The sequence below is a fragment of the Pseudomonas sp. S07E 245 genome (assembly GCF_019599025.1).
In the GTDB taxonomy this organism is placed as follows: Bacteria; Pseudomonadota; Gammaproteobacteria; order Pseudomonadales; family Pseudomonadaceae; genus Aquipseudomonas; species Aquipseudomonas shirazensis.
In genome coordinates this window covers 3,364,576-3,376,588 of record NZ_CP080625.1, presented here as the reverse complement: position 1 = coordinate 3,376,588, position 12,013 = coordinate 3,364,576, and the positions used below count along the sequence as shown (strand labels likewise).

Annotated in this window: 11 protein-coding genes; 5 read left to right on the top strand and 6 right to left on the bottom strand. The window is 62.3% G+C overall.

Annotated elements, in window-relative coordinates:
• Window positions 1-24: 24 nt before the first annotated feature.
• Together K3F44_RS15555 and K3F44_RS15550 are read right to left on the bottom strand one after the other, a co-directional pair.
• The gene (locus tag K3F44_RS15555) at window positions 25-630 is read right to left on the bottom strand and encodes a CDP-alcohol phosphatidyltransferase family protein (protein ID WP_150570697.1); all 606 of its coding nucleotides are present in this window, start codon (window positions 628-630) and stop codon (window positions 25-27) included.
• A 98-nt stretch (window positions 631-728) separates the two neighbouring features.
• Window positions 729-1,043 (bottom strand): putative quinol monooxygenase, encoded by a 315-nt coding sequence (locus tag K3F44_RS15550; RefSeq protein ID WP_150570696.1) that lies wholly within the window; start codon window positions 1,041-1,043, stop codon window positions 729-731.
• Between the two features lie 181 nt (window positions 1,044-1,224).
• Between K3F44_RS15550 and K3F44_RS15545 the strand changes: the two genes are divergently transcribed.
• The 3 genes from K3F44_RS15545 (at window position 1,225) to ggt (ending at window position 4,707) form a co-directional block, all read left to right on the top strand.
• Window positions 1,225-1,815 carry an NAD(P)H-dependent oxidoreductase gene (locus tag K3F44_RS15545; RefSeq protein ID WP_101322106.1) on the top strand — a complete coding sequence of 197 codons (591 nt, stop codon included), beginning with the start codon at window positions 1,225-1,227 and terminating at the stop codon, window positions 1,813-1,815.
• 87 nt (window positions 1,816-1,902) lie between these two features.
• Window positions 1,903-2,799 carry a LysR family transcriptional regulator gene (locus K3F44_RS15540; RefSeq protein WP_101322105.1) on the top strand — a complete coding sequence of 299 codons (897 nt, stop codon included), beginning with the start codon at window positions 1,903-1,905 and terminating at the stop codon, window positions 2,797-2,799.
• A 240-nt stretch (window positions 2,800-3,039) separates the two neighbouring features.
• On the top strand, window positions 3,040-4,707 hold the full coding sequence (ggt, locus tag K3F44_RS15535; RefSeq protein WP_101323105.1) for a gamma-glutamyltransferase: 1,668 nt from the start codon (window positions 3,040-3,042) through the stop codon (window positions 4,705-4,707).
• A gap of 64 nt (window positions 4,708-4,771) precedes the next feature.
• On the opposite strand, the gene K3F44_RS15530 is transcribed toward ggt, so the two are convergent.
• Entirely contained in the window at window positions 4,772-6,556 is a 1,785-nt protein-coding gene (locus K3F44_RS15530; protein WP_409077676.1) for a methyl-accepting chemotaxis protein, read from the bottom strand.
• A 386-nt stretch (window positions 6,557-6,942) separates the two neighbouring features.
• On the bottom strand, window positions 6,943-7,827 hold the full coding sequence (locus K3F44_RS15525) for a neutral zinc metallopeptidase (protein ID WP_101322103.1): 885 nt from the start codon (window positions 7,825-7,827) through the stop codon (window positions 6,943-6,945).
• Between the two features lie 199 nt (window positions 7,828-8,026).
• Between K3F44_RS15525 and pcaH the strand changes: the two genes are divergently transcribed.
• Both pcaH and pcaG read left to right on the top strand, forming a co-directional pair.
• The gene (gene pcaH / locus K3F44_RS15520; protein ID WP_220632536.1) at window positions 8,027-8,746 is read left to right on the top strand and encodes a protocatechuate 3,4-dioxygenase subunit beta; all 720 of its coding nucleotides are present in this window, start codon (window positions 8,027-8,029) and stop codon (window positions 8,744-8,746) included.
• 11 nt (window positions 8,747-8,757) lie between these two features.
• Entirely contained in the window at window positions 8,758-9,363 is a 606-nt protein-coding gene (pcaG, locus tag K3F44_RS15515) for a protocatechuate 3,4-dioxygenase subunit alpha (protein WP_150573010.1), read from the top strand.
• Window positions 9,364-9,575: 212 nt separating this feature from the next.
• Here the strand turns inward: pcaG and trmA are convergent, their stop codons facing one another.
• On the bottom strand, window positions 9,576-10,661 hold the full coding sequence (trmA, locus tag K3F44_RS15510) for a tRNA (uridine(54)-C5)-methyltransferase TrmA (protein WP_101322100.1): 1,086 nt from the start codon (window positions 10,659-10,661) through the stop codon (window positions 9,576-9,578).
• On the bottom strand, window positions 10,658-11,953 hold the full coding sequence (locus K3F44_RS15505; protein ID WP_101322099.1) for an NCS2 family permease: 1,296 nt from the start codon (window positions 11,951-11,953) through the stop codon (window positions 10,658-10,660). The genes trmA and K3F44_RS15505 overlap by 4 nt, the downstream gene beginning before the upstream one ends.
• Window positions 11,954-12,013 lie beyond the last annotated feature (60 nt).

Here is a 12,013-nt window from a genome sequence, read left to right as displayed (position 1 = left end):
CGGCGGTGCGGTCAGTGGCGACGATCAGTTGGCGTGGGTCAGGCCCTGACGTACCCGGTTGTAGAGGGTATAGAGCGAGAGCAGCAGAATCACCAGCAGCAGGCCGTTGATCCAGGTTGGATCGAGCAGGCCAAAGGCGACACCGGTACCGAGCAGGCCAAAGGCAAACGCGCGATCGCTCTTGCCCATCGGCCCGTCGTAGCGCCGCGCTGCACCGGCCAGCGGGCCCATCACCCCCGCGTATTCGCTGATCAGTGCGCTCAACACCAGCAGCACCACCAGCACGGGCGATACCCCGACCAGCAGGGCAAACGGCAGGTACAGCGCAGCGTCGGCGATCACGTCGCTCAGTTCATTGAGGTAGGCACCAAGCCTGGACTGCTGGCCAAACTCGCGGGCGAGCATGCCGTCCACCGCGTTGAGCGCCATGCGCAGCAGCATCCAGATCGGCAGCAGGATGAACAGCCCGTGGATGTCGGCAAAGCAGGCCAGCAGCAGGCCCAGCAGCAGCGAGACTATCCCAGCGGCAACCGTGACCTGATTGGCCGTCACCCCGCGGTCGTACAGGCGCTGCACGGTGGGCCGCAGCAGCGCCTGGAAGCGGGGTTTGAGCTGATAAATGGACGGCACGGGGAGATCCTTGTCGGGTGCGCAATGAAAGCCAATCGGTGGATTGTGAGAAGCCCGGCGGCTGGCGGCAAGCGACATTTGTCAGCTATTTGAACGGCTCAACGTTTACCCGAGGCGGCGCTGAGCATGTCGATGCGTTGCACCTCGAAATCGCGCTCCAGATAGTCCATGCGCTGCGCGGCAAACTGCTGCATATGGGCCAGCGCGCAGTGCGCATCGAACGCCGCCTGATCGGCCCACACCTCATAGAAGATGAACAGGCTCGGGTCCTGCTGATCGCGCAACATGTGGTATTCGACGCAGCCCGGCTCCTGGCGGCTTGGTTCGACGTAGGCGCGGAACAGTTGCTCGAATGCTTCGGCCTTTTCCGGGCGGGTCTTGGCTTTGAGAATAAAGGCGTGTTGAGCGTTCATGACTACACCTTGCAAATAAGTGGAGAAGCGATTTTAAAGCAACAGTCTGGTGATGATTCGTGATTACAAGGCAAAACTGATTTGCCCAAGGCTGGCTGTTTCCGCCACGGGCGAGCCTCTAACCTGCAGCCATCTGAAGTGCATCGGTCTGCGGATCGACACAGAACCTTAGAGGCTCGATATGAAAAAGATTCTTCTGCTCAATGGCGGCAAACAGTTCGCCCACTCCGACGGCCGCTTGAACGAAACCCTGCACGATGCCGCGCTGGCCTACCTGGACCGGGCCGGTTTCGATGTCAAACAAACCTTCATCGACGGCGGCTACGACATCAAGGAAGAAGTGCAGAAATACCTTTGGGCCGACGTGATCATCTATCAGATGCCCGGCTGGTGGATGGGTGCCCCGTACACCGTCAAACAGTACTTGGATGAAGTGTTCACCGAAGGCCACGGCAGCCTCTACGCCAGCGACGGCCGGACCCGCTCCGACGCTTCGCAGAAGTATGGCAGTGGCGGCCTGATCCAGGGCAAGCAGTACATGATTTCGGCCACCTGGAACGCGCCGCAACAGGCCTTCGACGACCCCAACGACTTCTTTGAAGGCAAGGGCGTGGATGCGGTGTACTTCCCGTTCCACAAGGCCAACCAGTTCCTCGGCATGAGCGGCCTGCCAACCTTCCTCGCCGTCGATGTGATGAAGCGCCCGGATGTGGCCGCTACCGTGGCAGCCTACGAGGCGCATCTGGCCAAGGTGTTCGGCCAGGCCCGGTAAGCGATGCGCGGCGTGACCGACGCGGCAGTTGCTTGCCCGGCAATAAACGGCCGACAATCCAGGCCTCATCCTGGCCCAGGCACTGCCGTGAAAACCCGCTCAGAAGAACTCCAGGTATTCGTCAGCGTGATCGACTGCGGCTCGATTTCCGCCGCTGCCGAGCAACTCGGGCAAACCCCGTCTGCGGTCAGCCGCACCCTGGCGCGGCTGGAAGGCAAGCTTGGCACCACGCTGATCAACCGCACCACGCGGCGCATGGACCTGACCGAAGAAGGGCGGTTCTTTGTACTGCACGCGCGGACCATCCTCGAACAGATGAGCGAGCTCGAAGAGCGCCTGTCGCTGCACCGGCAGACGCCGTCGGGGCGCCTGCGCATCAACGCTGCAGCACCATTCATGCTGCACGCGATCGTGCCCTGGATCGCTGAGTTTCGCGCGCTGTACCCGGCCATCGAGCTGGAGCTGAACACCGATGACCTGATCATCGATCTGCTCCAGCAAAGCACCGACGTCGCCATCCGCATCGGCGAGCTGGCCGACTCCAGCCTGCATGCGCGCTCGCTGGGCTGCAGCCCGATCCAGATTCTGGCCAGCCCCGAATACCTGCAACGCCACGGCGTGCCGCGCCAGGTCAGTGACTTGAGCGAGCACTGCCTGCTCGGCTTCAGCTCGCTGGACAGCCTCAACCAATGGCCGCTGCGCCACGCCGACGGCGACAGTTGGCGAATCCGCCCGCAGTTGACCGCATCCAGTGGCGAGACCTTGCGCCAGCTGGCGCTGGCCGGGCAGGGTATCGTCTGCCTGTCGCATTTCATGACCCACGAAGATATCCGCGCCGGGCGCCTGCACGTGCTGTTGAGCGAGGCCAACAATGGGTACCGGCAGCCGATTCATGCGGTTTACTACCGCAACACCCAGCTGGCGCTGCGGATTCAGTGCTTCCTTGATTTCATCCAGGCCAAGCTGGCGGCGTATGCCTGCTGAGCGCGTGGTACTGGTCCGGGATTGCCGGGGGTGCTGCGCACCCCTTTCGCGACACAAGGCCGCTCCTACGCCGACCGCGTCCACTCAGGCTGACGCGGCCCCAGCAATCTCGATTCTAAGAACCGTTCTAAAAACGACACGAATGACGCAATGCCGTCGTCCTGTGTCTGGTGCATTTGCTTAGTCAAAACGCTTCAGTGTTAATAAGTGATCAACAAAAACAACACTAAGGAAGTGCTCATGCGTCTCGTCATGTTCCAGTCCATGGCCCTCGGGGCCGCGATCCTGAGCTGTTCGTCGGCCTTCGCGGTGACTCTTGAAGGCGGCGCAGTGGCCGCGCCCGATCAATATGGCGCACAGGTCGCGGCCGATATCCTGAAAAAGGGCGGCAACGCCGTCGATGCCGCCGTGGCCACTGCCTTCACCCTGGCAGTCACCTATCCAGAAGCCGGCAACATCGGCGGCGGTGGCTTCATGACCCTGTACGTGGACGGCAAAGCGTACTTCCTCGACTACCGCGAAGTGGCGCCCAAGGCGGCCACCCGCAATATGTACCTGGACGAAAAAGGCGAGGTCATCGAGAACCTCAGCCTGGTCGGCGTGCGCGCCGCTGGCGTACCGGGCACAGTAATGGGCTTGTGGGAGGCGCATCAAAAGTTCGGCAAGTTGCCCTGGAGCGAGCTGCTGACTCCGGCCATCGGTTACGCCAACAACGGCTTCAAGATCGCCCAGAAGCAGTACCAGTATCGCGACGATGCCCAAGGCCTGTTCAAGACCGCGACCAACTTCAACGATTATTTCGGCAGCATGAAAGTCGGCGAGCTGTTCAAGCAGCCGGAGCTGGCGCAGACCCTCGAACGCATCGCCGACAAAGGCGTCAGCGAGTTCTATCAAGGCAAGACCGCCGATCTGCTGGTTGCGCAGATGAAGGCCGATAACGGCCTGATCAGCAAAGACGACCTGAAGGACTACAAAGCCCTCTGGCGCGAGCCGATGGCCATCGACTGGCGCGGCAACGTGGTCTACACCGCGCCACCGCCAAGCTCAGGCGGCGTAGCGCTGGCGCAGTTGCTCGGGATCAAGGAAAACCGCGCGGCAGACTTCAAGGGCGTCGAGCAGAACTCGGCGCGCTACATCCACCTGCTGGCCGAGATTGAAAAGCGCGTGTTCGCCGACCGCGCCGACTATCTTGGCGACCCGGCCTTCACCGAGGTACCGGTGGACAAGCTGGTAGCCAAGGACTACCTGAAAAAACGCGCCGAGCAGGTCAACCCAACCGCCATTTCCGCAACCGACAAGGTCCGCCCGGGGCTGGAGCCGCATCAAACCACGCACTTCTCGATCGTCGACAAACAGGGCAACGCGGTCAGCAACACCTACACCCTCAACCTCGACTACGGCAGTGGTGTGGTGGTCAAGGGCGCAGGCTTCCTGCTCAACGACGAGATGGATGACTTCAGCAGCAAGCCCGGTACCGCCAATGCCTTTGGCGTGGTCGGCGGCGATGCCAACGCGATTGCTCCGGGCAAACGCATGCTGTCGTCGATGAGCCCAAGCCTGGTGACCCGCGACGGCAAGGTCAGCCTGGTCATCGGTACGCCGGGCGGCTCGCGCATCTTCACCTCGATCTTCCAGGTGATGAACAACCTCTACGACTACGACATGCCGCTGGCCAAGGCCGTTGCAGCGCAGCGCGTGCATCACCAGCTGCTGCCCAAGGACACTATCTACTTCGACAGCTATGCACCGTTGACCGGCAAGGTCGCCGACGAGCTGAAAAAGATGGGCTATGTGCTTGAGGATCAGGGCTGGGAGATGGGCGATATCCAGGCCATTCGCGTCACCGATGGCAAGCTTGAAACCGCCTCCGACCCGCGCGGTCGTGGTGTTGGCATGATCGTCAAGTAACGCCAGTGCTGCTCAGCCCGGCCAGCATTGCGCTGGCCGGGCTGAGCAGTTCACAAGGCAGCGGTCACACGCGGAACTTGCTTACCAGCGTCTGCAGATGACTGCCAAGGCGTGCCAGCTCGACGCTCGACGCGGCGGTTTCATCACTGGCTGCGGCTGTCTGTTCCGACACATCGCGTACATTGAGAATGCTCCGGCTGATCTCCTCGGCAACCGCGCTCTGTTGCTCGGCGGCTGCGGCGATCTGCTGGTTCATCGACTGGATGTTGGACACAGTGCGGGTGATGTTCTCCAGCGAACCACCGGCCTTGCGCGCCAGCTCGACGCTGCTTTCAGTCAGGTTGCGACTGCCCAGCATGGCGTTGGCCACTTGCTGGGTGCCGTTCTGCAGGCTGGCGATCAGCTCTTCGATCTCTTCGGTGGACTTCTGCGTACGCTGCGCCAAGCCGCGCACTTCGTCGGCGACCACGGCAAAACCACGCCCGGCTTCACCGGCGCGGGCGGCTTCGATGGCCGCGTTCAATGCCAGCAGGTTGGTCTGCTCGGCAACCGACTTGATAACGTCCATGACACTGCCGATCTTCTGGCTTTCCTGCTGCAGCAGGTTCATCGCCTCAGTCGAGCGCTGGACTTCGTCGGCCAGGCGTTCGATCTGGTTGATCGCCTCGCCCACCACCCGGTCACCGGCACGCGCTTCATCATCGGCACCCGTTGCCGCGCGCGAAGCCTGTTCAGCGTTGCGGGCGACTTCCTGCACGGTCGCAGCCATCTCGTGCATGGCAGTGGCAACCTGGTCAGTCTCGACTTTCTGGCTGTTGGCACCGGCGCTGGTCTGCTCGGTCACGGCCGACAGCTCTTCGGCGGCGCTGGCAATCTGCGTTACGCCATCACGAATACCACCGATCAACTCGCGCAGGGTGCCGCCCATGCGGCTGATGCTTTGTTGCAGCACGCCCAACTCGTCACGGCGGGTGACCCTCAGCTCACTGGACAGGTCGCCTCCGGCAATACGCTCGACGGCGTCCATGGTTTCGCGCAGCGGGCGGGTGATCTGGCGGGTGATGATGATCGCGGCGCATACCCCGACCAACAATGCCAGCAGGGTCGAGATGATCTGCAGATGGCGCGCCTGGTCGCTTTCGATGTCGCGGCGCTCGAGCTGGATCTTGTACAGGGCGTCGCTGCGCTTGACGATGTCGGCACCTTGCACGGTCATCTCGGCGCGGGCCACGGCGATGGCGGCGGTGGCGTCGCGGAAGTCACGCACGGCCGAGCGGTAAGCCTGCACGCTCTGGTCGAACTGTTGCAGGCGGGTGCTTTCGTTGGGTAGCTGGCGCTTGAGGTTGTCGATCTCGACCAGGGCCGCGTCGAGCTGGCGCAGGGCGGCCTGTTCATTGGCTGCGCTGTTGTCAGCGATGTAGCCGCGTACATCGACGCGCACTTGCAGCAACTGCTGACGCGTCTTGCTGATGGCCTGATACTGGGCCAGGCGTACGCTGTCGACTTCCGGCTGGGCCAACACGTCGCGGCTGATCGCATCAAGGATCTGATCGGACTTGGCGGCAGTCTGGTTCATGTTCTCGCGGTTGGCGAGGGTGGTCTTGTAGCCCGCGCGCATCTTGCTCAGCGACAGTTTGTAGTCGCTGATGATCGCGCCCAGCTCGTTGAGCAGCTTGACGTTTTCAGGGCTCTTGAACGAGGCCACCAAGCGCTGCTGCTGGGCACTGAAGGTGTCCAGTTTGGTCTGGGTGTTGGCCGCAGCGGCGTCATCGCCGTTGGCGATCATGTACTGCAGACGTGCTACGCGCAGGTCGGTGAGGTCTTTGTTGAGCTGGCTGATGTCGCTCATCCAGTTACTGCGGTCGATCAAGCTGCCCAGGCTGTTCCAGCCGGTCAGGGCCAGCAGGCCGGTCAAAAGCAGGACCAGGCCAAAGCCCAGGCCCAGTTTGAGGTTGACGCTGATGTTGGCAAACCAACTGTTCATGCACGCACTCCATAAAGATCATTCGCTCAGTTGTTGTCAATCGCTGGCGTTATTCTTCCCGGGGCCCGCTGATTCGTGCATGAGTTATCGGCCACAATCGGGCTAGCTGAAACGCTTTTTCAGCAGATTTGTAACTGTCTGAAAATCCGAGGGTTTTACTGCGGCATTGGCGTTAAAAAGCGGCGCATTCAACGACACCTCCTGAGCGCAAAGTGCTCAAGAGGCGTTGTTGCATGCAGATTGGCGGGGAATTACAGCGTGCGTGCGTTGAAGGTATCGCAGCGGTTGACGTCACCGTCGCTGAAGCCGGTCTTGAACCAGCGTACGCGCTGCGCCGACGTGCCGTGTGTGAACGAATCCGGCACCACGCGACCTTGGCCTTGCTGTTGCAAGCGGTCATCACCGATGGCGTTGGCGGCGTTAAGTGCCTCTTCGATGTCACCCGGTTCCAGCCAGTTCAGGCGTTTCTGCGCCTGATAAGCCCAGACCCCGGCAAAACAGTCGGCCTGCAATTCCTGACGCACCAGCAGGCCGTTGTCACCTTCCATCTTCTGCCCGCGCTGGCGAGCGGCCTGGACCTGATTGGAGACGCCGAGCAGCGTCTGCACATGATGGCCGATCTCGTGCGCGATGACGTAGGCCTGGGCGAAGTCGCCGGCGGCGGCAAAGCGCGTTTCCATTTCGCGGAAGAAGGTCATGTCCAGGTACACCCGCTGGTCAGCCGGGCAGTAGAATGGCCCGACCGCCGAGGAGGCGAAGCCGCAGGCCGAATTGACCTGGCCGCTGAACAGCACCAGCTTGGGGTCACGGTATTGCTTGCCGGCCTGGGCGAACAGCGCCTTCCAGGTGTCTTCGGTGTCACCCAGGATCGAGGCAACGAACGCTGCCTGATCATCATTGGCCGGCGGCGCCTTGCCTTCGACGTTGGCCGGCGCGCTTTGCTGCATCTGCCCGGTCAGTTGGCCGAGAATCTGCAGCGGGTCCTGGCCGGTCATCCAGCCGATGCCGACGATCAGCAGGATGGCGCCCAGGCCCAGCCCCTTGCCGCCGCCAAAGCGCATGCCGCCGCCACCGCCGCCGCCTGCACCGCGAGCATCGACCACATTGTCGCTACGCCGACCTTTTCGCCATTCCATCGAGCTTCTCCAAACCGCGAGGTTGAGGGTATAGATTAGTTCAGTGCTGCTGCCTTGTGCAGGCACGCTGCAAGGCATAACCAAACAGTTATGGCTAAGACCGCTGATTTCAATATTCATCCCATCCAGGCTATCGGAAACTGCAAGTCCGCCCGCCACGCACGGGCGCTCGCACAACTCCAATAAGAGGAACACCGGTATGCCTGCCGAGGACACCAGCCGCTTCGTGATCCGTGATCGCAACTGGCACCCGAAAGCGCTGACCCCAGATTACAAGACGTCGATTGCCCGCTCGCCGCGCCAGGCGCTGGTCAGCATCCCGCAGTCGATCAGTGAAACCACCGGCCCGGACTTCACTCACCTGGGCCTTGGCCAGCACGACAACGACCTGCTGCTCAACTTCGACAACGGTGGCCTGCCGATCGGCGAGCGCATCATCGTCGCCGGCCGAGTTATCGACCAGTACGGCAAACCAGTGCCAAACACCTTGGTGGAAATGTGGCAGGCCAACGCCGGCGGCCGTTACCGCCACAAGAACGACCGTTACCTGGCGCCGCTGGACCCCAACTTCGGCGGTGTCGGCCGGGCCCTGACCGACCGTGATGGCTATTACAGCTTCCGCACCATCAAGCCCGGCCCGTACCCATGGCGCAACGGCCCGAATGACTGGCGCCCGGCGCACATTCACTTCTCGATCAGCGGCCCGTCGATCTCGACCAAGTTGATTACCCAACTGTACTTCGAAGGTGACCCGCTGATCCCGCTGTGCCCGATCGTCAAGTCGATCGCCAACCCGCAAGCGGTGCAGCAACTGATTGCCAAGCTCGACATGAGCAACGCCAATCCGATGGATTGCCTGGCGTACCGTTTTGACATCGTTCTGCGCGGTCAGCGCCAGACCCACTTCGAAAACCGCTGAGGAGCCGCGACATGCCAATTGAATTGCTGCCGGAAACCCCGTCGCAGACTGCCGGCCCTTACGTGCACATCGGCCTGGCCCTGCAAGCAGCGGGCAACCCGGTTCGGCCGACCGAAATCTGGAACACCCTGGCGCGCCCTGAAGCCGCCGGTGAGCACATCCTGCTGATCGGTCAGGTCTACGATGGCAATGGCCATCTGGTGCGTGATTCGTTCCTGGAAGTGTGGCAGGCCGATGCCGACGGCCAGTACCAGGATCAGTACAACCTGGAAAACCCGTTCAACAGCTTTGGCCGTACCGCCACCACCTTCGACTCCGGTGACTGGACGCTGCACACGGTCAAACCGGGTGTGGTCAAGAATGCCGCCGGCGTGCCAATGGCGCCGCACATCAACATCAGCCTGTTTGCCCGCGGCATCAATATCCAACTGCACACGCGGCTGTACTTTGATGACGAAGCCGAGGCCAACGCCAAGTGCCCGGTGCTCAACCTGATCGAGCAGCCGCAACGGCGCGAGACGCTGATTGCCAAACGCTGCGAAGTCGACGGCAAGACTGCCTATCGCTTCGACATGCGGATTCAGGGCGAAGGCGAGACGGTGTTCTTCGACTTCTGATACAAGCCTGAAACCAGCCTACGTCAGCGAGGCCCCCAAAAGCCTCGCTGGCGCCGGCATCAGCACATCGCACTGCTCGTCTGCCGGGCTGCGCAGCTGCAAGCGCTGCGGGTGGGTCAGGCGGCTGTAGCCGAGCAGGGCCTGGCTGGCCAGTTGCTCGATGCTGGTGGGGTGGCCGTGCCGAGGCCATTGCAGCCCCGGCAGAGGTCGGTTCAGCGTCGGACCAGCAGCACACCGCTTTCCATATGGTGGGTATAGGGGAACTGGTCGAACAGGGCGCAGCGTTCGATCCGGTGTGTATCGTGCAACTGGGCGATGTTGGCCGCCAGGGTTTCCGGGTTGCAGGATATGTACAGGATGCGCTCGAAGCGTCGAGTCAGCTCGCAGGTATCCGGGTCCATCCCAGCGCGCGGCGGGTCGACGAACACCGTGCCGAACTGATAACTCTTCAGGTCGATGCCCTGCAGGCGGCGGAACGGGCGCACCTCGTTCAGTGCCTCGGTCAGCTCTTCGGCCGACAGGCGCACCAGGCGCACGTTATCCACGCCGTTTTCGTCGAGGTTGTGCAAGGCGGCATTGACCGAGGTCTTGCTGATCTCGGTGGCCAGCACCTGGCGTACGCGGGTTGCCAGCGGCAGGGTGAAGTTGCCGTTGCCGCAGTACAGCTCGAGCAGGTCGTCGTCGCGCTCGCCGATGGCCTCAAAGGCCCAGTTGAGCATCTTCTGGTTGACCGCGCCGTTGGGCTGGGTAAAAGCACCCTCGGGCTGGCGGTAGCTGAAGGTGCGGCCGGCGACGTCGAGTTTTTCCACCGCATAGTCACGGCCAATTACCAAACGCTTGCCTTTGGAGCGGCCGACCAGGCTCACGTCGAGCTCGGCGGCCAGCTCGCGGGCAGCAGCTTCCCACTCGTCGTCGAGCGGGCGGTGATAGCACAGGGTGATCATCGCATCGCCGGCCAGGGTGGTCAGGAACTCCACCTGGAACAGCCGATTGCTCAGCGTCTCGCTCGCCTGCCAGGCCGCTTTCAGGCGCGGCATCAGCGCATTGATGCGTTGGCTGGCAATCGGGAAATCCTCGATCAGGATCGCCTTGTGCTTTTCGCCCGGGGCGAACATGGCGTAGTGACGCTGGCCGTCTTCACGCCACAGGCGAAACTCGGCGCGCAGGCGGTAGTGCTCGCGCGGCGACTCGAACACCACAGGCTCGGGCGCGCTGAACGGCGCCAGCAGCTCGCGCAGGCGCTCGACCTTTGGCGCCAGCAGGCTTTGGTAGGCAGATGGATCGAAAACAGAACTCATGCGTTGAACCAGCCCAGCTTGATAACGAACAGAATCGACAGGATGATCAGCGCCGGGTTCAGGTCCTGGCGGCGGCCCGACAGCAGCTTGATCGCGGTCCAGGCAATGAAGCCGAAGGCGATGCCGTTGGCGATCGAGTAGGTCAGCGGCATGGCCAGGGCAGTCACCACCACAGGGGCGGCCTCGGTGACGTCGTCCCAGTTGATTTCAGCCAGGCCCGAGGCCATCAGCACGGCGACGAACAAAAGCGCCGGTGCGGTGGCGAAGGCCGGCACACTGCCGGCCAACGGCGCGAAGAACAGCGCCAGCAGGAACAACACCGCTACCACGATGGCGGTCAGGCCCGTACGGCCACCGGCGCTAACGCCTGCTGCCGACTCGATGTAGCTGGTGGTGGTCGAGGTACCCAGCAGCGAGCCGGCCATGGCTGCGGTACTGTCGGCGATCAGTGCTCGGCCCATTTTCGGCATGTGGCCGTCCTTGCTCATCAGGCCTGCGCGTTTGGCCACGCCGATCAAGGTGCCGGAGTTGTCGAACAGGTCGACGAACAGGAAGGCAAAGATCACGCTGACCAGGCCCACATCCAAGGCACCAGCGATGTCCAGCTGGAGGAAGGTCGGCGCCAGCGATGGCGGCATCGAGACTACACCGGCAAACGGCGTCACGCCCATCAGGATCGAGGCTACGGTGACGGCTAGAATGCCGATCAGTACTGCACCGCGAACCTTCATTGCTTCCAGCGCGACGATCAGGAAGAAGCCCAGTGCAGCGAGCACCGGAGCAGGCTTCTTGAGGTCGCCCAAACCAACCAGGGTGGCTGGGTTATCAACGACGATGCCGGCATTGTTCAGCGCAATCAGCGCGAGGAACAGGCCGATACCGGCGGCGATGGCCGAGCGCAGCGGCAGCGGAATGCTGTTCACGATCCACTCGCGGATGCGGAAGATCGACAGCAGGAAGAACAACACCGCCGAGATGAACACCGCCCCCAGCGCCACCTGCCAGGTATGGCCCATGTGCAGGACCACGGTGTAAGTGAAGAAGGCGTTCAGGCCCATGCCCGGCGCCAGTGCGATCGGGTAGTTGGCGATCAGGCCCATGGTCGCCGAGCCGATGGCCGCAGCCAGGCACGTCGCGACAAAGATCGCGCCCTTGTCCATACCGGTCTCGCCGAGGATGCTCGGGTTGACGAAGAGGATGTAGGCCATGGCCAGGAACGTGGTCACGCCCGCAAGTATCTCGGTGCGCACGTTGGTGTTGTGTGCTTTTAGTTGAAACAGCCTTTCCAGCATGCCCGCTCCCAAAGACGCCTCCGGGGCGCCGTTAATGTATCGACCTCATCAGCAAAGCAC

Coding starts and splice junctions, on each gene's coding strand:
- ggt (WP_101323105.1), top strand. CDS start 3,040: ATGCGTCTCGTCATGTTCCAGTCCATGGCCCTCGGGGCCGCGATCCTG.
- pcaH (WP_220632536.1), top strand. CDS start 8,027: ATGCCTGCCGAGGACACCAGCCGCTTCGTGATCCGTGATCGCAACTGG.
- K3F44_RS15530 (WP_409077676.1), bottom strand. CDS start 6,556: ATGAGCGACATCAGCCAGCTCAACAAAGACCTCACCGACCTGCGCGTA.
- trmA (WP_101322100.1), bottom strand. CDS start 10,661: ATGAGTTCTGTTTTCGATCCATCTGCCTACCAAAGCCTGCTGGCGCCA.
- pcaG (WP_150573010.1), top strand. CDS start 8,758: ATGCCAATTGAATTGCTGCCGGAAACCCCGTCGCAGACTGCCGGCCCT.
- K3F44_RS15525 (WP_101322103.1), bottom strand. CDS start 7,827: ATGGAATGGCGAAAAGGTCGGCGTAGCGACAATGTGGTCGATGCTCGC.
- K3F44_RS15550 (WP_150570696.1), bottom strand. CDS start 1,043: ATGAACGCTCAACACGCCTTTATTCTCAAAGCCAAGACCCGCCCGGAA.
- K3F44_RS15505 (WP_101322099.1), bottom strand. CDS start 11,953: ATGCTGGAAAGGCTGTTTCAACTAAAAGCACACAACACCAACGTGCGC.
- K3F44_RS15545 (WP_101322106.1), top strand. CDS start 1,225: ATGAAAAAGATTCTTCTGCTCAATGGCGGCAAACAGTTCGCCCACTCC.